This is a genomic window from Thalassospira povalilytica (genome assembly GCF_002844235.1).
Lineage (GTDB): Bacteria > Pseudomonadota > Alphaproteobacteria > Rhodospirillales > Thalassospiraceae > Thalassospira > Thalassospira povalilytica.
The window spans coordinates 290,098-311,437 of record NZ_PGTS01000003.1; the positions used below are offsets into that span (position 1 = coordinate 290,098).

At 55.0% G+C, this 21,340-nt stretch carries 26 protein-coding genes; 5 read left to right on the plus strand and 21 right to left on the minus strand.

Annotated features, from left to right (window positions below):
* Positions 1–55: 55 nt before the first annotated feature.
* The 5 genes from CU041_RS09770 to CU041_RS09790 form a co-directional block, all read right to left on the minus strand.
* Positions 56–355 (minus strand): phosphoribosylpyrophosphate synthetase, encoded by a 300-nt coding sequence (locus CU041_RS09770; protein ID WP_101246713.1) that lies wholly within the window; start codon positions 353–355, stop codon positions 56–58.
* 100 nt (positions 356–455) lie between these two features.
* Positions 456–749, minus strand: coding sequence for a phosphoribosylpyrophosphate synthetase (locus CU041_RS09775; protein ID WP_101246714.1), 294 nt, complete (start codon positions 747–749; stop codon positions 456–458).
* Positions 750–856: 107 nt separating this feature from the next.
* Positions 857–1,339 (minus strand): GNAT family N-acetyltransferase, encoded by a 483-nt coding sequence (locus CU041_RS09780; RefSeq protein WP_170310190.1) that lies wholly within the window; start codon positions 1,337–1,339, stop codon positions 857–859.
* A 42-nt stretch (positions 1,340–1,381) separates the two neighbouring features.
* Entirely contained in the window at positions 1,382–2,314 is a 933-nt protein-coding gene (locus CU041_RS09785; RefSeq protein ID WP_233433063.1) for a bifunctional helix-turn-helix transcriptional regulator/GNAT family N-acetyltransferase, read from the minus strand.
* 176 nt (positions 2,315–2,490) lie between these two features.
* Positions 2,491–3,231, minus strand: a complete 741-nt coding sequence (locus CU041_RS09790; protein WP_101246716.1) for an SDR family oxidoreductase — start codon at positions 3,229–3,231, stop codon at positions 2,491–2,493.
* Between the two features lie 113 nt (positions 3,232–3,344).
* Here CU041_RS09790 and CU041_RS09795 point away from each other — a divergent pair, with 113 nt between their 5' ends.
* Positions 3,345–4,244 carry a LysR family transcriptional regulator gene (locus CU041_RS09795; RefSeq protein WP_101246717.1) on the plus strand — a complete coding sequence of 300 codons (900 nt, stop codon included), beginning with the start codon at positions 3,345–3,347 and terminating at the stop codon, positions 4,242–4,244.
* A 9-nt stretch (positions 4,245–4,253) separates the two neighbouring features.
* On the opposite strand, the gene CU041_RS09800 is transcribed toward CU041_RS09795, so the two are convergent.
* The 3 genes from CU041_RS09800 to CU041_RS09810 form a co-directional block, all read right to left on the minus strand.
* Positions 4,254–4,763: an SRPBCC domain-containing protein gene (locus CU041_RS09800; RefSeq protein ID WP_101246718.1), complete on the minus strand. Its 510-nt coding sequence runs from the start codon at positions 4,761–4,763 to the stop codon at positions 4,254–4,256.
* A 202-nt stretch (positions 4,764–4,965) separates the two neighbouring features.
* The gene (locus CU041_RS09805) at positions 4,966–5,913 is read right to left on the minus strand and encodes a 2-hydroxyacid dehydrogenase (RefSeq protein WP_101246719.1); all 948 of its coding nucleotides are present in this window, start codon (positions 5,911–5,913) and stop codon (positions 4,966–4,968) included.
* A 318-nt stretch (positions 5,914–6,231) separates the two neighbouring features.
* The gene (locus CU041_RS09810) at positions 6,232–6,651 is read right to left on the minus strand and encodes a VOC family protein (protein ID WP_101246720.1); all 420 of its coding nucleotides are present in this window, start codon (positions 6,649–6,651) and stop codon (positions 6,232–6,234) included.
* A 109-nt stretch (positions 6,652–6,760) separates the two neighbouring features.
* Between CU041_RS09810 and CU041_RS09815 the strand changes: the two genes are divergently transcribed.
* Positions 6,761–7,687: a LysR substrate-binding domain-containing protein gene (locus tag CU041_RS09815; protein WP_101246721.1), complete on the plus strand. Its 927-nt coding sequence runs from the start codon at positions 6,761–6,763 to the stop codon at positions 7,685–7,687.
* Positions 7,688–7,726: 39 nt separating this feature from the next.
* Here the strand turns inward: CU041_RS09815 and CU041_RS09820 are convergent, their stop codons facing one another.
* The 11 genes from CU041_RS09820 to ade form a co-directional block, all read right to left on the minus strand.
* Complete coding sequence (locus CU041_RS09820) at positions 7,727–8,209, minus strand: DUF6314 family protein (RefSeq protein ID WP_233433064.1); 483 nt, start codon at positions 8,207–8,209, stop codon at positions 7,727–7,729.
* Positions 8,210–8,304: 95 nt separating this feature from the next.
* Positions 8,305–8,676 (minus strand): histidine triad nucleotide-binding protein, encoded by a 372-nt coding sequence (locus CU041_RS09825; protein WP_101246722.1) that lies wholly within the window; start codon positions 8,674–8,676, stop codon positions 8,305–8,307.
* Positions 8,677–8,931: 255 nt separating this feature from the next.
* Positions 8,932–9,258, minus strand: a complete 327-nt coding sequence (locus CU041_RS09830; RefSeq protein WP_101246723.1) for a phosphoribosyl-ATP diphosphatase — start codon at positions 9,256–9,258, stop codon at positions 8,932–8,934.
* 3 nt (positions 9,259–9,261) lie between these two features.
* Positions 9,262–10,023, minus strand: a complete 762-nt coding sequence (hisF, locus tag CU041_RS09835; protein ID WP_101246724.1) for an imidazole glycerol phosphate synthase subunit HisF — start codon at positions 10,021–10,023, stop codon at positions 9,262–9,264.
* 23 nt (positions 10,024–10,046) lie between these two features.
* Positions 10,047–10,775 (minus strand): 1-(5-phosphoribosyl)-5-[(5-phosphoribosylamino)methylideneamino]imidazole-4-carboxamide isomerase, encoded by a 729-nt coding sequence (gene hisA / locus CU041_RS09840; RefSeq protein ID WP_101246725.1) that lies wholly within the window; start codon positions 10,773–10,775, stop codon positions 10,047–10,049.
* A complete protein-coding gene (locus CU041_RS09845; RefSeq protein WP_228194908.1) occupies positions 10,772–11,326 on the minus strand; it encodes a GNAT family N-acetyltransferase in 555 nt (184 codons plus the stop codon). The genes hisA and CU041_RS09845 overlap by 4 nt, the downstream gene beginning before the upstream one ends.
* On the minus strand, positions 11,323–11,973 hold the full coding sequence (hisH, locus tag CU041_RS09850; protein WP_101246727.1) for an imidazole glycerol phosphate synthase subunit HisH: 651 nt from the start codon (positions 11,971–11,973) through the stop codon (positions 11,323–11,325). The genes CU041_RS09845 and hisH overlap by 4 nt, the downstream gene beginning before the upstream one ends.
* Positions 11,970–12,413, minus strand: coding sequence for a DUF2628 domain-containing protein (locus CU041_RS09855; RefSeq protein ID WP_101246728.1), 444 nt, complete (start codon positions 12,411–12,413; stop codon positions 11,970–11,972). The genes hisH and CU041_RS09855 overlap by 4 nt, the downstream gene beginning before the upstream one ends.
* Before the next feature lie 74 nt (positions 12,414–12,487).
* Positions 12,488–13,087 (minus strand): imidazoleglycerol-phosphate dehydratase HisB, encoded by a 600-nt coding sequence (hisB, locus tag CU041_RS09860; protein WP_101246729.1) that lies wholly within the window; start codon positions 13,085–13,087, stop codon positions 12,488–12,490.
* A gap of 109 nt (positions 13,088–13,196) precedes the next feature.
* The gene (locus CU041_RS09865; protein WP_101246730.1) at positions 13,197–14,312 is read right to left on the minus strand and encodes a Fic family protein; all 1,116 of its coding nucleotides are present in this window, start codon (positions 14,310–14,312) and stop codon (positions 13,197–13,199) included.
* 103 nt (positions 14,313–14,415) lie between these two features.
* A complete protein-coding gene (ade, locus tag CU041_RS09870) occupies positions 14,416–16,146 on the minus strand; it encodes an adenine deaminase (RefSeq protein ID WP_101246731.1) in 1,731 nt (576 codons plus the stop codon).
* A gap of 217 nt (positions 16,147–16,363) precedes the next feature.
* Here ade and hslV point away from each other — a divergent pair, with 217 nt between their 5' ends.
* The 3 genes from hslV (at position 16,364) to CU041_RS09885 (ending at position 18,917) form a co-directional block, all read left to right on the plus strand.
* Entirely contained in the window at positions 16,364–16,924 is a 561-nt protein-coding gene (gene hslV / locus CU041_RS09875) for an ATP-dependent protease subunit HslV (RefSeq protein ID WP_101246732.1), read from the plus strand.
* A 59-nt stretch (positions 16,925–16,983) separates the two neighbouring features.
* The gene (hslU, locus tag CU041_RS09880; RefSeq protein ID WP_101246733.1) at positions 16,984–18,294 is read left to right on the plus strand and encodes an ATP-dependent protease ATPase subunit HslU; all 1,311 of its coding nucleotides are present in this window, start codon (positions 16,984–16,986) and stop codon (positions 18,292–18,294) included.
* 143 nt (positions 18,295–18,437) lie between these two features.
* Positions 18,438–18,917 (plus strand): GNAT family N-acetyltransferase, encoded by a 480-nt coding sequence (locus CU041_RS09885; RefSeq protein WP_170310191.1) that lies wholly within the window; start codon positions 18,438–18,440, stop codon positions 18,915–18,917.
* Positions 18,918–18,934: 17 nt separating this feature from the next.
* Here CU041_RS09885 and CU041_RS09890 read toward each other — a convergent pair whose 3' ends face one another.
* A complete protein-coding gene (locus tag CU041_RS09890) occupies positions 18,935–20,329 on the minus strand; it encodes an ATP-binding protein (protein ID WP_233433065.1) in 1,395 nt (464 codons plus the stop codon).
* A 264-nt stretch (positions 20,330–20,593) separates the two neighbouring features.
* Positions 20,594–21,175, minus strand: coding sequence for a malonic semialdehyde reductase (locus CU041_RS09895; protein ID WP_101246736.1), 582 nt, complete (start codon positions 21,173–21,175; stop codon positions 20,594–20,596).
* Positions 21,176–21,340 lie beyond the last annotated feature (165 nt).

Here is a 21,340-nt window from a genome sequence, read left to right on the forward strand (position 1 = left end):
GGGCCCTGGTTGGTATTCTGGTGGCAATGATCAAACCATCGCCATTCAATCATGGTTAGTAAGTCGCGCGGTTACGGCGCAGCTGATCAATGATTTCGGCTTTGTTCGGGTCGGCGTGAAAGGCATCGGCGACAATCATCACGCCTTTGGTGCCGTCCTTGGCCTCGATCATGAAAATCGTCGCATCATCGCCGGGGTCAGTACCGTGGTCGGTGCTGCTGGAATGTACCAGGCGCAGCTCATCCGCATTATACAGGTGACCCGTACCGTCACTGCGCACGCCACCGTCTTCACACATGAAGTGATGGGTGAAACCATGTTCTTTTGCATTTGCCTGAAGATCTGCGAGGGTCATTGGAATCTCCGTGATCGAAATTTTCCTGATATCGACAAAACGTCATACCCCACAGGAATGTTCCGGACCGGAATCACCAACCTTTTTTCAGGCCCTTTTTTCAGGATTGATTGCGGCGCAAATGATCGACCAGATCCGCTTTGTCCGGGTCGGTGTGAAAGCTGTCAGGCACGATCAGCATACCGCGCAGGCCGTCCTTGGCCTCGATCATGTAAAGGGTGGCATCATCGCCCGGGTCGGTACCGTTATCGACACTTCGGAAATCGACAATGGTCAGATCATCGGCATGGTATCTGACTTCCTGGCCGTCGCAGATCACATGATTGTCACGGGCACTGAAAATGTGGGTAAAGCCGCGTTCGCGGGCCATATCCTGCAATTCGATCAAGTTCATGATATCGCTCCGATCAAGTGCTGACTGGAATAGAAATAGTCTAGCAGAAATCGTTGGCAATGTGATTGCGCAAGCTCAATTCAATACATGATTTCCCGGGCCAGGGATCAATCTAGGGTCATTTTCATGCCTTCGTGACTTGCGACAAAGCCAAGCCGTTCGTAGAAACGATGGGCATCCTTGCGGGTCTTGTCCGTGGTGAATTGCACAAGATGCGCGCCAAGTGATTTCGAAACCGAAATGGATTGTTCGATCAGCTTTTCACCGATCTTCTGTCCGCGCACCTTGCTTGATACCCGGACACCCTCGATCTGGGCACGCAACTGCCCGCGGCGCGACAGCCCGGCAATCAGGGTCAATTGCAAACAGCCGACAACATCATCGCCAGACATCGCCAAAAGATACTTGTTCGGAAGTGCCTCTGTTGACTGGGATTCCATGGCATCAAAGGCGGCGTAATAGGCATCGGGCAACGGATCGGTGAATTCTTCGCGGGTTTTGCCTTTTTCATCATCGGCCAAAAGGGCGACGATGGCGGGCAGATCCGCACGATTGGCATAGCGGAAAGTAATGTCTGATTGGGCGGTCATGGCATTCCCCGATGGTGACTGGCGATGTGATCCTGGCGGGACTTAAAGACCGAGTGTCCAGGTTTGTCCAATCAAATCATGGCCAAAGCTGTGATGGGGTTCTTCGGCAACCATGACAAATCCGGCCTTCTCATAGATCTTGCGTGCCGCATGCAGATTGCCATTGGTCCAAAGCGTGATCTGGGCGTAACCGGCCCGTCTGGCAAAGGAGATGCAGTGATCAACCAGATGTTTGCCGATGCCAAGACCACGTGCGTCGGGTTCGACAAACAGGACACGCAATTTGGCGACCGTATCGCTTTCGCGAACCAGCATGACGGCGCCAACCGGCCTGCCGTCATGTTCGGCAATCCAGCATCCTTCTTTGCGCGGGTCATGATGGGCCAGGAATTTGGCGGCGATTTCTGCTACCAGCCCTTCAAACGTGCTGTCCCATTGATATTCGGCGGTATAAAGCGCCCCGTGACGTTGCACGATCCAGCCAAGATCACCCGGGCGGTGGTCACGAATCAGAACCGGCTTGCTATGGTCCGCGGCCTTGATGGCATCATCGGATCCCAAAAGCGACTGGATGGTTTTCATCGCAGCGATCAACTGTTCACGCTGGCTTTCCGAAAGCGGCGTCATCAGTGATGCGATATCATTGCGCGAGGCCGCCTGAAGCCCGGCATAGGTTTCCTGACCCTGCTTGGTCAATTCCGCGACCCGCACCCGGCGATCCTTGCTGTCGGTTGCAAGCGTGATCAGACCGGCCTTTTTAAAGCGCGTCAGTATCCGGCTGAGATAGGCCGGATCAAGCGCCAGTATGGTGGCAAGCTTGCCCACCACCTGCGCACCACCGGCATGAAGTTCAAACAGCACCCTGGCCTCGGTCAGGGAAAAGGCGCTTTTATGCAGCCCTTCGCTCAGCAGTCCGATCTGTCGGGTATAGAACCGGTTGAATGCCCGTATCTCGTCAATCTGTCTGACATCCATATCCCGTGCTCCTGCCATCTGTGATGATATTTGACTTTGTCCAATAAATAATGGACTAAGTCAAATATATTGATATGGAAACGGCGTGCGATGTTGCCATCACACGCCGAAACCGGCAGCTGGATCAGTGACTGGATCACGGGGCCAGACGATCGGGGGACCAGAAAGCCGTCAGATCAGGCCAGCCCGCCATTGGCGCGGATGGTTTGACCATCCACCCAGCCGGAGTCGCTCCCGGCCAGGAAGGACACCACACCGGCGATATCTTCGGGCTGACCCAGGCGTTCAAGCGGCGGCATTTTGGCAAACTGGGCGATCTGTTCGTCGGTTTTACCATTCAGGAACAGTTCGGTTGCAACCGGACCCGGTGCGACCGCATTGACGGTGATGTGACGGCCGCGCAGTTCCTTGGCATAAACGGCTGTCATGGCCTCGACCGCGGCCTTGGTGGCGTTATAGACCGCATAACCCGGCAATTTCAGATGCAGGGCGGTGGTCGAAAAATTGATCACCCGGCCATGATCGCGCAGATGCTTGGCCCCTTCGCGCAGCATGTTGAAGGTGCCGCGCACGTTGATATCCATCATCGCGTCATAGGTGGCATCATCCATTTCGGCGATCGGCTGGGTCATCATGACACCGGCATTGTTGACGATGACATCCACTCCGCCAAATTCGGAAATGGTTTTGTCAAACAAGGCGGTGACCGCATCGGGCCGCGAAATATCGGCCCGGATTGCGATTGCCTTATGCCCGTCGGCCTTCAGGCTTTCGGCCAGTTCTTCGGCCGGCTGGGCCGAACTTGCATAATTGATGACAACGGCAAAACCGTCCTTAGCAAGCCGTTTGGCAAGGGCAACGCCGATCCCGCGCGACGCGCCGGTGATGATTGCGGTTCTGTTTTCAGTGGCAGACATTGAAAGTCTCCTTGGTTAACTGTGATGCCCGCACTATGCCTTGGATGACTTTTCGGATAATTGCCCTATATTCGAATTGACTGTTCGAAAATTATTAACAATCAGGGGTGTGGATGGACCGGTTCGAAGACATGCGCAATTTTGTCCGCGTGGTAGAACGCAAAAGCTTTACCAAGGCGGCCGGTGATCTTTTGATTCCGCGCGCAACCATGTCCAATTCCATTCAGCGCCTTGAAGACCGGCTGGGCACCCGGTTGCTTGAACGTACCACGCGAACGGTCAAACCGACCCGCGATGGCGAAGCCTATTATCAGCGCTGTGTGCGGATTCTGGCCGATCTTGAAGATGCCGATACCAGCTTTACCAATCCCGATCCCAAGGGGCTTTTGCGGGTCAATCTTCAGGGCACGCTGGCGCGTACCTTTGTCATACCGGCCATTTCGGGCTTTCGAGAACGTTATCGGGGGATTGATCTGGTGATTGCCGATGGTGATCGGTATGTCGATCTGATCCACGAAGGATATGACTGCGTTTTGCGCAGTGGCGATCTGGCCAGTTCATCCATGATCGCCCGGCGACTGGCGCTTTTGCATGAAGTAACGATCGCAAGCCCCGATTATCTGGCGCGTTTCGGGACACCGCGCACCATCGATGATTTGCAAAGCCAGGGTCATGAAATGGTCAGTTTCCTGTCTGGCGCGGATGACAAACCGATCCCGCTTGATTTCGTGGTGGATGGCAAAGTGCGTGAAATCACCCTGCCCGCAAGCATTTCGGTCACCGGGGCGGACAGTTATGCGGCCTGTGCCAGTGCCGGGCTTGGCTTGATTCAGGTGCCGCGCTATCGGGTGGCGGATGATTTGCGGGCGGGGCGGCTGGTGGAAGTTTTGCCCGATTTCCCACCCGACCCGATGCCGGTTTCAGTACTTTATCCGCAAAACCGCCAGCTTTCGACACGTGTACGGGTTTTTGTCGACTGGCTGGCGGATTTGTTCGCCATAACCGATCTTTGAAAGCGGCAGTCAGGACGACGCGCCGGAAGGCCCATAAATGTTTTTGATCCGGTTTCGCAATGAAACCATATGGGCCTGCCAGTAATGGGTCATCATTGGTTTGAACCGGTTGTCATTGAGCCCGTTGCGGCCCGGATGCCCGGCCGAAAGGCGTTCAAGCCCAAGATGTTCAAGGGTAATGCGGCATTGCTGACCAGCCGGGGCAAAACCGATATCGACAATCGTCACCGGCTCGTTCCTGTCGGCCATCGGCCAGCGCCATTCGAACCGTAACCGTTTGCCAGGCTCGAAACTGATGACTTTGCCTGCTTCAACCACGAAATCCGGGCGGCGCTTGTCCGCTTCCTGAAGGAAAATCGTCCCGTTCTTTTCGGCAAACTGCATGATGCCCGGCCGATTGCCAATCAGCCGGTTGCGCGGTCCCTGTTTCCACCAGTGATCAATATCTTTGGTAAAAACGTCAAAGGCCGTTTGGGGATCGCAGTCAACGCGAAGGGCGACAAAGGTCTTGGCCGACATTGAAATTCCTGTCTGAACGGGGGCCTTGCGGGCGGAAACCCTTCTTTTCAGAATTTGCGTCCGCCGACAAGAAAAACCACCGATTGCGACGCGCCCAAAATGGATCGAAGTGCCCGAAATGCTCGGATCATGCCGCGCAAAGGCGTGCGAGATACAGATCCCGTATAGCTGTTTGATGGGCTGCGCGTTCTCGCCGGGGTGCTTAGTAACCGGTTTCCCGGTTGACCAGCCCGCGCGGGGTTTCACCACGATTGATCCGGTCGATATTTTCCGCGATTTGTTCGACAGATTCCTCAATCCGGGTTTCTGCGGCAATATGCGGGGTGATGCGGATTTTCGGATGGTCCCAGAACGGGTGGCTTTCGGGCAGCGGTTCGGTCACCGCCACATCAAGAAACGCCCCGCGCAGATGCCCGGTATCAAGTGCGCGCAGCAGGTCGGCCTCATTGATCATGGCCCCGCGTGCGGCATTGATGATCGCAGCCCCCTTGGGCAAAAAGGACAACGTCGTGCTGTTCAGGACATTTTCCGTTTCAGTCGTGCGCGGCAGCAGACAAATCAGAATGTCGGACTGACCCAGAAATTCACCCAGCGTTTCCTTGCCGGCAAAGGTGGTAATGCCGTCAATCGCCTTCATCGAGCGGCTCCAGCCCGATACGCCAAAGCCAAGAGAGGAAAGCGCGGTGGCAACTGCTGCGCCCAGTGCGCCAAGACCCATCACCCCAATCCGGCATTTGGAAATACGGGCAACCGGGTGCTGGGTCCAGTCGGCCTTGGCCTGCTGGTCGCTGTAAATGTCGAAATCACGCATGAAATGCAGGGCGGCATAAAGGTGATATTGCACCATCTGATCCGCCATTCCGGCATCTTCAAGACGAATGACCGGCAGATCGGCCGGAAGACTTGGCGAAGACACCACATGGTCAACCCCGGCACCGAGCGAGAAGATGGCCTTAAGATTGGAAAGCGTCTTGATCAGTCCCTGTGGCTGTTTCCAGAACAGGGCATAGTCAATCGTTTCTGGATCGTAATTTTCGTCACCGGTGACGATCTTGGCACCAGGAAGCCGCGCGACCATTGCCTCTTTCCATGCGGCGTCTTCGCCGGCGGCGGAAATAAGGATATTGGGGGCATTGTTGGCGGTTGACATGGTGTTCTCCTGATTTTCCGGTGCCCGATACCTGGGGGACGAACGGGGTCTGGTGGCGGGATACGCAATGGCTTCTTTATGTAAAACGCGCCAGATCGCAAAGCGTTCCTTTGCAAAGTCTGACGCGTCTATTGATGGCAGCTATTGCCATCTCCGGTCAATCAATTGGCGTGTGATTGACCGGGCATTTATTGGGCATTTGCCGGTCGTGACCGGTATATTTTTTGGTATCAGGGCATCTGACCCGTCTGTGCGCCGAACCCGTCTGAACAGATTGGCAGTTGTTTGATCACCCGTTTCGGGATCGACCGGTTCGGTTTAGTGGGCGAAAATCATCGCCGGATCACGGAATGTCTTGAATTCAAGACCATTGCCAGCCGGATCTTCGACAAAGAACGTGCCCTGTTCACCCGGTTCGCCCTTAAAGCGGATTTTCGGTTCGAGAAGAAACGGCACATTGGCGGCTTTCAGGCGATCGGCAAGGTCATGCCAGATATCCCATTCCAGAACCGCACCGAAATGCGGGATCGGAACCGCATCACCATCGACAGTGCCAGCACCCTTGTTCTGACCGGCTTCGGGGCGGACATGGGCAGACAACTGATGACCAAAGAAATCAAAATCAATCCATGCCTCGGTCGAACGTCCTTCGGCACAGCCAAGAATGTCGATGTAAAAGGCGCGGGTATCGGCAATCGATTTGATCGGGAAGGCCAGATGGAACGGGGGCAGCGACATGGGAATCTCCTAGATAATCTAATGCTTGGTTGTTAGAAACAGTTTAAATCAGCATAATATTGCGGTCAAAATCAGAAGTTCTGCCCTTATCATAAGGAAATCTATTGATATGGCGCTGCGCCCGACCACCCCGCCGCTCAATGCGCTTCGCGCTTTTGAGGCCGCCGCCCGCCTGGGCAGTTTTGCCCGTGCCGCAAACGAACTTTCGGTGACACCGGGCGCGATCAGCCAACAGGTAGCCAATCTGGAAGGCAGCCTTGGCATGGTGCTGTTTGATCGCAATGGCCCAAAACTGGCTTTGCGCGAAGCCGGACGGGCCTATTTACCCAGTTTGCGCCGTGCCCTGGACGAGATCGAGGCCGCCACCCTTGATCTGGTCACCCACGGAGTTGGCGAACGCCGTCTGGTAATCGGGGCATTGCATACGCTGGCCAGCTCCTGGCTGATTCCAAGATTGAAACGATTTCAAAACGAACACCCTGATATCCGCCCGGTGATCGAGACATTGGCGCTTAATTTCGCGACCCCGGAACGCAGTCCCGATCTTGCAACACGCCAGATGGATGTCGGGCTTTATTTTGGCGACGGGACCTGGAAAGACGCGCGTGCCGATAAACTTTTTGATGAAATTCAGGTGGTTGTTGCCAAACCCGGAACCATCGCATCCGATCCGTCAGATGATTTGACGACCCTGATTTCGGGGCAGACCCGCCTGATCCACACCACCCGGCCCAAGGCCTGGCATGATTGGGGACAGGCGCATGGGGTGACCATATCGGGGGCCCCCGGACCGGGGTTCGAGCATTTCTTCATGCTGATCGAGGCCGCAAAGGCCGGGATGGGTATTGCCCTTTTGCCGCGCGTTCTGATCGAAGGGCCGCTTGCCGACGGGACGCTTGAGATCGTCTGTGATGCCACCTTGCAAAATCCCGGCGCCTATTACCTGATCACACCGCAAAGCAGAATGGACGCCCCCGAAGTCAGTGCATTTCGCGACTGGTTGCTGCGCGAAGTCGCGGACAATACTCCAGTCTGATCTGGCGAAAATTCGCGGTTTCTGGGGATTTTTGACGGCTTACGCGCCTTGCCTGCGGCGATAGATACTGTGAAGCAGATGGTCTTTCTTGGGGCCGGTGATTTTTATTTTTGTTTCGAAATGATTATCATTCTGCCAGATCATGCAGTGATGATAAAAATCCTCACCGCACGGATGAATGTCGCGCGCACACAGCCCATCTGTCGCATCCTCACCAAAGTGCAGCATCACATAGCGATTGCCAAAACTTAGCGGGTCCCGAAACAGAAGCTCGATCGCGGCCGGGTCTTCGTGCAGCACAAAATCATATTCGCGGTAACCGTCAAACCGTTTGCCATCGGTGCGGGTCAGAAAGCCTTCTTCGCGATAGCGCAGGACATTTGGTTTATCGGGATCGGCGGCGTGAAATGTCACCTCGCCCGTAAACTGTCCGGCATCGCCCAGATCGCGCACCAGTGACCAGTCCCCGGCCAGGGCAGCAAAGATATCGGATGCATTGGGCGTGGCTGTATTCATCGGCATTTGGATTAATCTTGATCGGGATAAAAAAGGCAGGGTCGCGATACGGTCACCCTGCCTTTTATGTTGCGTGTCAGTATATTGCGTATCAGAGGGGCTTATGCCTTTGGCAACATCAGGCCAAGCTTGGTGCCGCCAATGATATGGACATGGAGATGCGGCACGTCCTGGCGACCATGGTCGCGGGTATTGGCGATCAGGCGATAGCCGTCTTCGAGCACACCGGCTTCCTTGGCTATTTTGCCGATCGCGCGGGTATAGGCAACGATTTCAGCATCCGACGCATTCAGGGCAAAGTCGTCATAGGATGTATAGGCGCCCTTGGGGATGACCAGAATATGGGTCGGGGCCTGTGGGGCGATATCGTTGAAGGCCAGCACATGGTCGTCTTCATAGACCTTGGTGCACGGGATTTCGCCGCGCAGGATTTTGGCAAAGATGTTTTCCGGATCGTAAGGCTGAACGGCCATCTTGGGGCTCCTGATCGATATAATCTGATGATGGCTGCCATATTGGACAGGCTTGGCGTCAGGTGCAATTTCGATTTTCGAATTTCTGCCGGTTTTGCATCTTTGTCATTCCGGGCTGAAATCGACAATCGAGCCCGGACCATAATGCCCAAAGCACGATGCCGGTCCCAACCTTCGCGGCCACAGGCCATGTTCGGGCGTTACGGGGTGGATTGCGGCGATCAGGGCAATATGTTTTACGGCAAGGACAAAGGATTAATCAGCCTTGCGCGATGCCTTTTCTGCAATGCCTGAAATGCCCTGACGCTCGGCCAGAATTTGCCAGACATCTTCGGGTTTTACCCCCTGATCGGCCCAAAGAACCGTCAGGTGATAAAGAAGATCGGCACTTTCCGATGCGACCTTGTCCGGGGTTTCGGCCAGTGCTGCAATCACGGTTTCAACGCCTTCTTCGCCGACTTTCTGGGCGATTTTGGCTGTGCCCTTGGCAAACAGCTTGGCCGTATAGCTGGTGTTCGGATCGGCCCCCTTGCGGGCGGCAACGGTGGCGTAAAGTGCATCGAGGATGTGTTGATCAGCCATAACTTACTCCTCACGCACCGGAATGCCAGCGGCCTTCATGTGGTCTTTGACCTCGCGAATGCGATAGGTGCCGAAATGGAAGATCGACGCGGCCAGAACGGCTGATGCGTGACCCTCGGTCACGCCTTCGACCATGTGATCAAGCGTGCCCACCCCGCCTGATGCAATCACCGGAACATGGACGGAATCGGCGATCGTGCGGGTCAGCGGGATGTTAAAGCCCGACTTGGTGCCATCGCGATCCATCGAGGTGACAAGAAGTTCACCCGCACCATATTCGGTCATTTGTTTTGCAAACGAAACGGCATCAATTCCGGTCGGTTCGCGGCCACCATGGGTAAAGATTTCAAACTTGTCCGGGCCGACCGATTTGGCATCAATCGAAACGACAATGCATTGCGACCCGAACTTGCGCGCGGCTTCGCGCACGAGATCGGGGTTTTTCACCGCAGCAGTATTGATCGAAACCTTGTCGGCACCGGCCAGCAACAGCTTGCGGATGTCTTCGAGCGATCGCACACCGCCGCCAACCGTAACCGGCATAAAGCAGGCCTCGGCCGTTCGGGCAACCACGTCAAAGATTGTGTCGCGGTTATCAGATGATGCGGTGATGTCCAAAAAGCACAGTTCGTCCGCGCCCTCGGCATCGTAAATCCGCGCCTGTTCGACCGGATCGCCGGCATCAATCAGATCAACGAAATTGACCCCTTTGACAACACGTCCGTCCTTGACGTCAAGACAGGGAATGACACGGGTTTTTAACATGGTCGGTTTCCTGTTTTGCTCGATTACGCAAGGGCTGCGATGGCTTCGGCCAGGTCAATACGCCCGTCATAAAGCGCACGGCCCGAAATCGCACCGTCAATGCCGGCACTCGTATGCTTTTTCACCGCAATCAGATCATCAAGCGACGATACCCCGCCCGAAACGATCACCGGGGTCGAGATTTCAGACGCCAGTGCGACGGTGGACTCGATGTTCGGTCCACCCATCGCGCCATCGCGGTCGATATCGGTAAAGATGATCGCGGTAACCCCGCAATCCTCGAACTTTTTGGCAAGTTCAAGGGCGGTAACTTCCGACGTTTCTGCCCAGCCTTCAACCGCGACATAGCCATCACGGGCATCAATGCCAACGGCAACCCGACCCGGCCATTTCGCGCAGGCTTCCTTGACAAAATCCGGATTGCGCAGGGCAACGGTGCCGAGGATCACACGCGTGATGCCCTTGTTCAGCCAGTAATCAACGGTTTCCATGGTGCGGATGCCGCCACCAAGCTGGGTCTGGGCTTTGCCATCAACGGCCGCCAGGATCGAATCAACCGCCGCACCGTTAACCGGTTCGCCGGCAAAGGCACCGTTCAGATCAACAATATGGACCCAGTGACAGCCCGCCTGAACAAATTCACCCGCCTGTGCGCCGGGGTCATTGTTGAATACCGTGGCCTTGTCCATGTCGCCGCGCAAAAGGCGCACACATGCGCCGTCTTTAAGGTCGATTGCGGGATAAAGATTCACTGATCAGAGTCCTGTAATTTCTTGGTGTAATAGTAACCTTCGACCATTTTGCCGTCGATCATCGCATAATAGGGATTGATGCCCCAACGGACATAGCCAAGCCCGTTATAAAGCGCGATGGCGGCCTTCTGGGTTTCGCGAAGGTCCAGTTTCAAAACGTTATAGCCCGCCTGACGGGCGAAATATTCAATCGAACGCACGATCGCCTTGCCATTGCCGCGCCCGCGCGCCCAGGGGGCCACGAAATGACCGGTGATCTGGGCGGAATGGCGCTGCGCTTCAAGGTTGGCAGGCGTTTCAATCAGCTGTGCTGCACCGGAAATCACGCCATCAACGCGCGACACAAACAGATGCCGCCCGGGCATCAGCAACACGCCACGCCAGTATTTTTCCATATCCGGGCGATCGGGCGGGGTCAGCCAGCCAAATCCACCACCCTCGACAATCGCCTGGGTGCAGGCATCGACGATGTCGGAAAGCTCGCCTGCGGAAAGTTCGGTCACGCATTCGGCAACAACGCCGGGCTGAATGGTATCAGATGGTGCGATCATGGCTTCCATCCCAGGAAATTACCAATGATGGTAAGCCCCGTTTTCTGGCTTTTTTCCGGGTGAAACTGGGTGCCGATCATGTTGTCACGCCCGATCATCGCCGTCAGTTCCCCGCCATAGGAAACCGATGCCAGTCGCTGGTCGGGATTGGCAACATGCATGTGATAGCTGTGCACGAAATAGGCGTGATCCCCGTCCGAAATACCGCGAAGGACCGGATGGGATTTGCCTGCGGGATCAAGCACCAGTTCGTTCCAGCCCATATGCGGGATTTTCAGGGTCGGATCGCTGGGTTCGATCGCAACCACCTCGCCCGCGATCCAGTCAAGGCCGGGGGTATCGGCAAATTCACGGCCAACCGATGACATCAGCTGCATGCCGACACAGATGCCAAAGAACGGCTTGCCGCCCTTGATCACCTGTTCGTTCAGAACATCGACCATGCCGGTCACGGCATCAAGTCCGGCCCGGCAATCGGCATAGGCACCAACACCCGGAAGCACGATATGGCTGGCGTTGCGGACCTTTTCCGGGTCATCGGTGACAATGATTGCATCGGAAAAGCCGGTTTCGCGGGCGGCACGCTCGAACGCCTTGGCAGCAGAGCGCAGATTGCCTGAACCGTAATCAATAATCGCAACACTCATGGGTAGGATGGGCTCCCGGTTGAGGGGGTTGATATGGTGGTTTGCTGCATCTGTGGGACGCGCAGTTTCGATATGGTCAAACGCTCAAAACAGCGATGTTCGGCATCGCTTTGGGTTTTACCAGCAACGATATCGGTCATTTTCCAGCCCTGTGCCGCCAGTTTGCGCCGGCGCAAATCATTGGCAATCAGGCCAAAGCCGATCCCGGTAACAAGCGCCAGGGCGAAATCCATTTCCGGCCCGCCATCAAAGAACATGACCGCAAGACTGCACAGAATTGAAACAACGACCAGACCAAAGAATCCCAGCCACAGCCGATGATACAACGCCCAAAGACCCGACAGCAGAAAGGCCCAGAAATTGAACCCTTCGCGGATCAGGATGGCGTTTTCCATCGGTTCGGCATCGCCGGGATGGATATGTACTGTGTAAACCTTCATCGAAAACCGATTTTCTGGTCCCGGTGTTCTCGCAACAGCACCGGTAAATTTTCGATCAGATCAAGCTGACCCGCTTAAAGCGAACCGCCAAGGGTCCCCTTGGTCGACGGAATGGCATCGGATTTGCGCGGATCGATTTCGATCGCATCGCGCAAGGACCGTGCAAGCGCCTTAAAGGCACTTTCGATGATATGGTGATTGTTCTCGCCATACAGGTTCTCGACATGCAGGGTAATACCGGCCGCCTGGGCAAAGCCCTGGAACCATTCGCGGAACAATTCGGTGTCCATATCGCCCAGCTTGTCGCGGGTGAAATTGACATTCCAGATCAGATAGGGACGGCTTGAAATATCAAGTGCGACACGGGTCAATGCCTCGTCCATCGGCAGCAGGCAACTGCCATAACGCGTAATGCCCTTTTTATCGCCAAGCGCCTGTGCAAAGGCCTGGCCAATCGCGATGCCGCTATCTTCTGTCGTGTGATGGAAATCAATATGCAGGTCGCCCTTGGCCCGGACCTTAAGGTCCATCAGGCTGTGACGCGAAAGCTGTTCGAGCATGTGATCAAGGAAACCGACCCCGGTCTCGACATCATAGATGCCGGTCCCGTCAAGGTTCAGTTCAACCATGATCTGGGTTTCGTTTGTATTACGCTCAACGCGGGCCTTGCGCATGCAAAGCTCCTTTCCTGCAGATATTGATGCATATGATGGACCGTATGTAGCAACAAACCCGTGGAAAAGCCAGTTTTAGGTGGCTACGTAATGGCCGCAAAATATGCGCCTAGTCCGGAACGGAGCTTTCAATGAGCCGATAACTGGTGCTGCGGCCACCAGACGAGTTTTTTTGCAGGATGCCTGCATCAAGCAATGACTGGATATCACGCAGTGCGGTGTCATTTGAGCATTTGGCGATTTTTGCATATTTCGACGTGTTCATGTGCCCTTTGAACCCTTCGAGCATACGGTTAAGCACAAGGGTCTGTCGGGCATTCAGCCCGGCCTTGTTGGCGATATCCCAGATGCGTGCTTTTTTCAGGACGGACTCAAGTGTTTCATCTGCCGCTTCAATCGCACGGCCAAGGCATGTGACGAACCAGCTGATCCATTCTGTTATATCGGGCGTGGCGCGTTGTTGACGTTCAAGTTGGGCGTAATAATCGCGCCGTTCTGCTTCGATCCGGGTCGACATGCTGTAAAAACGGGTAGAATTGTTATCGGCACGGGCCAGCGCCAGATCGGCAATCGCGCGTGCGATGCGCCCATTGCCATCATCAAAAGGATGAATTGTGACAAACCAGAAATGGGCAATGGCAGCGCGGATGACCGGGTCTATTGTTGACGGGCCTTCAAACCAGTCGATGAAAGCCGATATTTCGTCGTCAATCCGGGGGGCGCCCGGCGCTTCGAAATGAACAGTTTCACGACCGAACGGGCCTGAAACAACCTGCATAGGGCCACCTTGATCATCTCGCCATATCCCGGTTCTGATTTTGTGCATGCCGCTGCGCCCGGTGGGAAACAGGGCAGCATGCCAGGCAAGAAGACGGTCTTTTGTCAGCGTTTCGTGATAATTCTGAGTGGCGTCGAGCATCATTTCAACCACCCCGTCGACATGGCGATTGGTTGGAACCATTCCCGCCATATCCATCCCCAAACGTCGTGCGACCGAAGACCGAACTTCATCCCTGTTGAGCTGTTCGCCTTCGATGGCGGATGATTTGATGATGTCGTTTGTCAGGGTGCTCAGGCTTGCTTCGCGTTGTAAATCAAAGCCCAGAGCTGTCATTTTACCAATGAGTTTGCCTTGCCGAAAACGACAGTCAGCCAAGTCGACGATAAGGGCGTTATCGTCCCAGAAGAAATTCGGCCAATCTGTGTGTTCATGAATCCAGGGCATAATCACCGCTCCGTTTGCGGTGATTATGCCGGGAATTTGCGGTGAATAGCAAGTTTATTTACTGCAAAATATGCGGTGAATATGGGGGGATTCACCGCATCCCCTAGACAAAGTCGAATTTATCGACATCAAACAGACCGCGATCGGTCATTTTAAGATGCGGAATGACCGGAAGTGCCAGGAAGGCGACCTGAAGGAACGGCTCGGGCAAAACGCATCCCAGATCCTTGGCGGCTGCGCGGAGTTTGATCAGGTCTTTTTCAACAATCTCGAACGGCTCAAGGCTCATCAATCCAGCGACCGGCAATGGCAGTTCGGCGGCCACCGTGCCGCCATCGGCAACGGCAAAGCCGCCGCCCATTTCAATCAGGCGATTGACGGCTGCGGCCATGTCGGCGTCATTGGCCCCGACCACGGTGATATTGTGGCTGTCATGGCCGACGGATGATGCAATCGCCCCGCGTTTCAGGCCAAAACCACGTACAAAGCTGCGTCCGATATTGCCATTGATCCCGTGGCGTTCGACGACCGCGACCTTGATCACGTCATTGGCAAGATCGGGTTTCAGGCCATTCTCACCAATCTCAAGGGTGGCTTCATCGCGAAAAGTCAGGATAAGCCCCGGTTTGACCTTGATCACCGGGGTCTGGTTTTGCCCCGGTTTGGGATCACAGGCGAATGCCTCGGCCGATACGGGTTTGGCTTTCATCGAGCTTAGGCCGACAGGCGCGATGGTTTTGCGCCCGGCAAACAGATCGTCGCTGACCAACCGGCCACGGGCGATGACAGCGCTAACATCGCAGGTTTCAAGATCATCCAGAATGGCGATATCGGCCCGCCACCCCGGCCCGATCAATCCGCGATCACGCAGGCCGAAAATACGAGCTGCGGAATGCGATGCGGCGCGATAGGCATGATGGATCGGACAATTGCGTGCCTTGAGATGCCCGATCAGGCGGCGCACCAGACTGTCCAGATGGCCTTCCTCGCCGATATCAAGGGGGTTGCGGTCATCCGTACAAAGGGCCACAAAGCTTGAGCTGTTTTCATCGAGAATTTCGGCAAGGGCTTCGAGATCCTTGGAAACCGATCCTTCGCGGATCAGGATCGCCATGCCCTTGGCCAGTTTTTCGCGGGCTTCTGCGGCCGATGTTGCTTCGTGATCGGTGCGGATGCCCGCCGCCATATAGCCATTCAAATCCATGCCGCGCACCAGCGGCGCATGACCATCAATATGGCCATCCTGAAATGCTTCAAGTTTGGCCATGATGCCCGGATCAAGGTTGAGCACACCGGGATAGTTCATCATTTCGGCAAGGCCGACGACCTTTTCATGATCGCGGAACGGCAACAGGTCTTCGATTTCAAGTCGCGCGCCGGCGGTTTCAAACGCCGTGGCCGGCACACAGGATGAAAGATTGACCCGCACATCCATGATTGTCTGTTCGGCGCAATCAAGGAAATATTTGATGCCTTCGGAGCCCAGCACATTGGCGATTTCATGCGGATCACACAAAACCGTGGTCACGCCATGCGGCAAGACACAGCGATCAAATTCAAGCGGGGTAACCAGCGAGCTTTCAATATGAAGGTGGGTATCGATAAAGCCGGGGACTGCGAATTTGCCAGTGCAATCGATCTCGTCCCGGCCTTCATAACTGTCATGGGTGCCGACAATGCGGTCGCCGACAATGGCAATGTCGGTTTGGGTTACCGATCCTGTGATAACATCGAGAAGCCCGATATTGCGCAAAACCAGATCGGCCTTGATCTTGCCCTGACCGGCAAGGATGCATTTGCCAAGATGGGTTTGGGAAAGATCGGTGCTGCTCATGATGTTTGGTCCTGTATTCTTGAAATTCTTTTCTGACGATCAAGCCTAAAGCATGTGGGGCCGGTGTGCTTTGAATTTTTATGCATATGGGCGTTGAAACTGTGTTTGCATCACAGCAAAGGTTCGATGCGGTCTGTCTGGTGGCTTCTGCCCTTGACCGGGGCGTCTGCCGTGCTAACTCTTGGGCGAAGCAATCGATGAGATTCAAGGATAATTCATGAGCGAACAACAAAGCTGGCATGGCACGACAATTCTGTCGGTGCGCAAGGGCAATGAAGTCGTGGTGGCGGGTGATGGTCAGGTATCGCTTGGCCCGACCGTGATCAAGGGCAATGCCCGCAAGGTCCGCCGGATCGGCCAGAAAGGCGAGATCATGGTCGGTTTCGCCGGTGCAACGGCGGATGCCTTTACCCTGCTTGAGCGGCTCGAAGCAAAGCTTGACCGCCATCCGGGGCAGACCATGCGTGCCTGTGTTGAACTTGCCAAGGATTGGCGTACTGACCGTTATCTGCGCAAGCTCGAAGCCATGATGGCGGTTGCCGACAAGGATGTGTCGCTGGTGCTGACCGGGCAGGGTGATGTTCTTGAACCCGAAGACGGCATCATTGCCATCGGATCGGGCGGGAACTATGCACTGGCCGCGGCGCGTGCCCTGATTGACCAGGATCTCAGTGCTGAGGAAATCGCCCGCAAGGCCATGGCAATTGCCGGCGAGATTTGTGTCTATACCAACGGCAATGTCCTTTTGGAAAAGATTGAAATCGAGGATGCGAAATAAGCAGGGCGCCAATCCGGGCCCTGTCGCTGCATCTGTCGCAATAAGATACGGAATAAATCATGACCCAACATTTCAGCCCGCGCGAAATTGTTTCTGAACTCGATCGTCATATCATCGGGCAGAAAGACGCCAAGCGCGCGGTCGCCATTGCGTTGCGCAACCGGTGGCGCCGTCAGCAGCTTGACGACACCATGCGCAATGAAGTTCTGCCCAAAAACATCCTGATGATCGGCCCGACCGGTGTCGGTAAAACCGAAATTGCGCGCCGTCTGGCAAAGCTTGCCGATGCACCGTTCATCAAGATTGAGGCAACCAAATTTACCGAAGTCGGCTATGTCGGGCGTGATGTCGAACAGATCGTGCGTGATCTGGTCGAAGTTTCGATTGATCTGACGCGCGAAAGCATGCGCAAAAAAGTCCGCGCCAAGGCCGAAATGCAGGCCGAAGAACGCATTCTTGACGGGCTTGTCGGTGAAAATGCGTCTTCTGACACCCGTCAGAAATTCCGCAAGATGCTGCGCGAAGGCGAACTTCAGCAAAAAGAAATCGAAATCAACGTTCAGGAAAGCAGCTCGGCCTCGATGCCGACCATCGATATCCCGGGCATGCCCGGTGCCCAGATGGGGATGCTTAACCTGAATGACATGTTCGGCAAGGCATTTGGCGGCAATACCAAGCCCAAACGCATGACCGTCGAAGAAGCGTTCGAGCGCCTGATCGATGAAGAAGGCGACAAGCTTCTGGATATGGACAAGGTCACCGCCGAGGCGATCGAGAATGTCGAACAGAACGGTATTGTGTTCCTCGACGAGATCGACAAGATCACCGCACGGTCCGAGCGCGGTGGCGATGTATCGCGCGAAGGTGTTCAGCGTGATCTGTTGCCGCTGATCGAAGGAACCAGCGTTTCGACCAAGCATGGCACGGTGAAGACCGACCATATCCTGTTTATCTGTTCGGGCGCTTTCCATCTGGCCAAGCCATCGGACCTGCTGCCGGAATTGCAGGGTCGCTTGCCGATCCGGGTTGAATTGAAAGCCCTGACCGAAGGTGACTTCCGCCGTATCCTGATGGAACCGGAAGCCTCCCTGATCAAGCAGTATATCGCGCTGATGAAGACCGAGGATGTCACCCTGGACTTTACCGATGATGCGATTGATGAAATCGCCCGCATTTCGGCCAATGTGAACGAAACGGTCGAAAATATCGGGGCGCGTCGTCTGCATACGGTTCTTGAAAAGCTGCTTGATGATATCAGCTTTACCGCGACCGATCGTGGTGGTGAAACGTTCAAGGTCGATGCCAATTATGTCCGCGAACAGGTCGAAGATCTGTCAAAGGATGCCGATCTTTCGAAGTTTATTCTGTAATCGAAACGTTCTGCCGAATCAGATTCAGATCAGAGACGCAAAAGGCCAGCACGATGTTGCTGGCCTTTTTTATTTAACCCTCATCCGCCGCAATCTGGCCTATGGTCATGCATTGGGAATGTATCGATTTCGGGGGCGCGGCCATGCCTTATGACGTTGTTTATCTGGCAGACAGACCTGATTGCGTAGACGCCTGTGCAGCTTGGGCATATGGGCGTTGGGGCGTGCAAAAGCCTGACAGCAGCCTTGAAAAAGCCAGAGCGTACTTCGCTCAATGCTGTCAAAAGGATGATCTTCCCCTAACGCTTTTGGCAATCAACAAAGATACCAACTTTCCGATAGGGATGGTCAGCCTTTGGCCTCGGGACGATGAAGGATGGCCGGATAAAACCCCTTGGGTTGCTGCCGTCTATACGCTTTATCGATATCGTGGACTGGGCATTGCAAAAAAGCTTGTAGAAAGCATCCTGCAAGAAGCAAAACGTTTTGGGGTCGATATTATTTACCTGCAAGCCGGAAGCGCGGCCGAGATGTATCGAAAATTCGGTTTCCGCGAAATTGATCGAAGAGATACGAATACCGCGGCAGCAGGTCATGAAATCCTGTTTTGCAAGGATATCTGACTGCTATCCAAAGCAGATCAGGCGGAATGCAGTTTCCGGACATTATCGCCGGTTTTGGCCGGCAGATAGACGGTAAAGACTGAACCGACGCCCTGTTCGCTTTCGATCTGCATGGTGCCGCGGTGGCGCTGGACAAGGTGCTTGACGATGGCAAGACCAAGACCGGTACCGCCAACTGCGCGCGATCGTGCGGTATCGACCCGATAGAACCGTTCGGTCAGACGCGGCAGATGTTCGCGCGCAATGCCGTCGGAATGATCGCGGATAGCAACGGCCATGATCCGGTCATGGCGGAACCGGGCCAGTGCGCCCGGCGGGTTTTTGACCAGGCTGATCGAAACTTCGACATCGGTATTGGCGTGGCCATATTTGATGGCGTTTTCGACCAGATTGACAAAGACCTGGGTCAGTTCCTTTTCCTCGCCGACCATTTCGGTGTTGTCGAGTTCGCTGGTCACACGGATGTTCATGCCCTTTGCCTGCGCCTTCATGGTCAGACTTTCGGCAACCTTGCCGATGATCTTGCCAACATCGCATTCTTCGGATGGCGGGGTATGTTCATTCAGTTCGATCCGCGCCAGCGACAGCAAATCTTCGATCAGATGCTGCATGCGTTGGGCCTGATCGCGCATGACCGGCAGGAACTGGTTGAGCGCATCGGGGTCATCCTTGGCCGGGCCTTCAAGCGTTTCGATAAAGCCCAGCAACACCGAAAGCGGGGTACGCAATTCATGACCGGCATCGGTCGCGAAATCGGCACGCATCTGTTCCAGTTTGCGAAGCTCGGTCAGGTCCGAGAAACTCAGCACAAAGTTCCGGTCCCCGGTTGCGGCGGGCAGTCGTGCGGTGAGCACGTCGTAATGACGGTGCGCGTCGCTGGCCAGAACAAATTCGGCATGCTTCATGGTTTCGCGGGCATTGGCGACGTCATCAAATGCGTCCAGAAGGATCGGGTCACGGATAAACCGTGTCAGATCGCGCCCGGTTTCAAGATTGTGAAACAGCCCCTTGGCCGCCTGGTTGAAGCCGGTCACAACCCGGTGCCGGTTGACCATCACCACCGGGTTTGGCAGGTGATCAAGGATTTCGGCATCGGTGCTGGTTTGTGCTTCAAGAAGCGCGATACGATCACGGAAGGCCGCAGCAATCTGGGTATAAAGCGATGAAAGTTCAGCCGCAGCACCAAACGAAATATGTTGCGGCGGGGCACCCTTGAACCGGTCGCGCAAATCCGTGGCATAGCGTGCCACCCGGCGCAGATCGCCGAAATAGATGCGCAGCATTGCGGTGATGCCAAGCCAGGACAGCGTGGCAGACAGGATCGCCGTGCCCCAGCCAAGCAGCTCCATCGCCGCAAGGACGACAAAGACAATGCCCGCCGGAAAGGCGATGGCCAAAGCTGTAAGTATCAATTGGCGGAAGCCCAATTAACGCTCCTGTTTACGGGGGTTGCGGTGATCCGGTGCACGCGGTTGTAAAAGTGGACCTAAAATGGTTATGGGCCAGTAAAGATCAAATAAAAGTTTGATGACAGTTTTCAAGTTGCTCAGCCGATTGAAAAAATCCGTCGAAGCATGGCCCGGCCGTGCTTTATCAGAAAATCACAACCCTGAAATATAAAAAAGGCCCCCGACTGTCGGAGGCCTTCTGGAAGATCGAGGACGGGTTTTGCGAAATCAGATGATTTCAGCCCCCTGATCAAAACTGAGCCGCGGGCTGCGCGGTGGCAATTTGTTGCGGTCGCCATAACCGATATTGATCAGAAGGTTGGTCTTAAGCGGTGTACCTGCAAAAAATTCGCCATCCAGTCCCGCTGCATCAAATCCCGACATCGGACCGCAATCAAGCCCGAGACCACGCAAGGCAAGAATGAAATATCCGGCCTGAAGTGAACTGTTGCGAAAAGCGGTGGCTTTGATCGCGTCATCCTTGCCGGCAAACCATGACCGCGCATCGGTATGGGGAAACAGATCAGGAAGCTTTTCGTAAAATTCCATGTCCTGGGCCACGATCGCGGTCACCGGGGCGTTCATTGTCTTGTCGACATTGCCTTCGGAAAGGAACGGTTTAAGGCGCTTTTTGGCGGCATCGGATTTGACAAAGGTAATGCGCATCGGTTCGCAATTGGCGCTGGTCGGGCCCAGCACCGTCAGATCCCACGCCTGTTTGAGCAAGCCGGTATCGACATCACGGTCCTGCCAGTTATTGAAGGTGCGCGCATTGTGGAACAGAAGACCAAAAGCATCAGAATCAAGCATGGGGCCTCATCAGTTTGGGTTATAGGTCTGTTTCAAAGGTAACCCTGATGAACCAATTCGCAACCATCTATATGAAATATGGAAAAACAATTGGTTCGCTGGTATTTTTGCTTTTGCAAAACGATCCCGGCAAACGGGACGCTGCACCCGGACGACGGTGAAAAC

Bases quoted from the DNA above. Each gene is read 5' to 3' on its own strand.
- CU041_RS09800 (WP_101246718.1), bottom strand. From the start codon at position 4,763: ATGTCGGCCAAGACCTTTGTCGCCCTTCGCGTTGACTGCGATCCCCAA.
- CU041_RS09775 (WP_101246714.1), bottom strand. From the start codon at position 749: ATGAACTTGATCGAATTGCAGGATATGGCCCGCGAACGCGGCTTTACC.
- CU041_RS09785 (WP_233433063.1), bottom strand. From the start codon at position 2,314: ATGGATGTCAGACAGATTGACGAGATACGGGCATTCAACCGGTTCTAT.
- hslU (WP_101246733.1), top strand. From the start codon at position 16,984: ATGACCCAACATTTCAGCCCGCGCGAAATTGTTTCTGAACTCGATCGT.
- CU041_RS09790 (WP_101246716.1), bottom strand. From the start codon at position 3,231: ATGTCTGCCACTGAAAACAGAACCGCAATCATCACCGGCGCGTCGCGC.
- CU041_RS09830 (WP_101246723.1), bottom strand. From the start codon at position 9,258: ATGGCTGATCAACACATCCTCGATGCACTTTACGCCACCGTTGCCGCC.
- CU041_RS09865 (WP_101246730.1), bottom strand. From the start codon at position 14,312: ATGCCCTGGATTCATGAACACACAGATTGGCCGAATTTCTTCTGGGAC.
- CU041_RS09795 (WP_101246717.1), top strand. From the start codon at position 3,345: ATGGACCGGTTCGAAGACATGCGCAATTTTGTCCGCGTGGTAGAACGC.
- CU041_RS09885 (WP_170310191.1), top strand. From the start codon at position 18,438: ATGCCTTATGACGTTGTTTATCTGGCAGACAGACCTGATTGCGTAGAC.
- CU041_RS09780 (WP_170310190.1), bottom strand. From the start codon at position 1,339: ATGACCGCCCAATCAGACATTACTTTCCGCTATGCCAATCGTGCGGAT.
- CU041_RS09815 (WP_101246721.1), top strand. From the start codon at position 6,761: ATGGCGCTGCGCCCGACCACCCCGCCGCTCAATGCGCTTCGCGCTTTT.
- hisH (WP_101246727.1), bottom strand. From the start codon at position 11,973: ATGAGTGTTGCGATTATTGATTACGGTTCAGGCAATCTGCGCTCTGCT.
- ade (WP_101246731.1), bottom strand. From the start codon at position 16,146: ATGAGCAGCACCGATCTTTCCCAAACCCATCTTGGCAAATGCATCCTT.
- hisB (WP_101246729.1), bottom strand. From the start codon at position 13,087: ATGCGCAAGGCCCGCGTTGAGCGTAATACAAACGAAACCCAGATCATG.
- CU041_RS09770 (WP_101246713.1), bottom strand. From the start codon at position 355: ATGACCCTCGCAGATCTTCAGGCAAATGCAAAAGAACATGGTTTCACC.
- CU041_RS09820 (WP_233433064.1), bottom strand. From the start codon at position 8,209: ATGCCGATGAATACAGCCACGCCCAATGCATCCGATATCTTTGCTGCC.
- hslV (WP_101246732.1), top strand. From the start codon at position 16,364: ATGAGCGAACAACAAAGCTGGCATGGCACGACAATTCTGTCGGTGCGC.
- CU041_RS09825 (WP_101246722.1), bottom strand. From the start codon at position 8,676: ATGGCCGTTCAGCCTTACGATCCGGAAAACATCTTTGCCAAAATCCTG.
- hisF (WP_101246724.1), bottom strand. From the start codon at position 10,023: ATGTTAAAAACCCGTGTCATTCCCTGTCTTGACGTCAAGGACGGACGT.
- CU041_RS09805 (WP_101246719.1), bottom strand. From the start codon at position 5,913: ATGTCAACCGCCAACAATGCCCCCAATATCCTTATTTCCGCCGCCGGC.
- CU041_RS09895 (WP_101246736.1), bottom strand. From the start codon at position 21,175: ATGCTTGATTCTGATGCTTTTGGTCTTCTGTTCCACAATGCGCGCACC.
- CU041_RS09855 (WP_101246728.1), bottom strand. From the start codon at position 12,413: ATGAAGGTTTACACAGTACATATCCATCCCGGCGATGCCGAACCGATG.
- CU041_RS09845 (WP_228194908.1), bottom strand. From the start codon at position 11,326: ATGATCGCACCATCTGATACCATTCAGCCCGGCGTTGTTGCCGAATGC.
- CU041_RS09810 (WP_101246720.1), bottom strand. From the start codon at position 6,651: ATGTCGCTGCCCCCGTTCCATCTGGCCTTCCCGATCAAATCGATTGCC.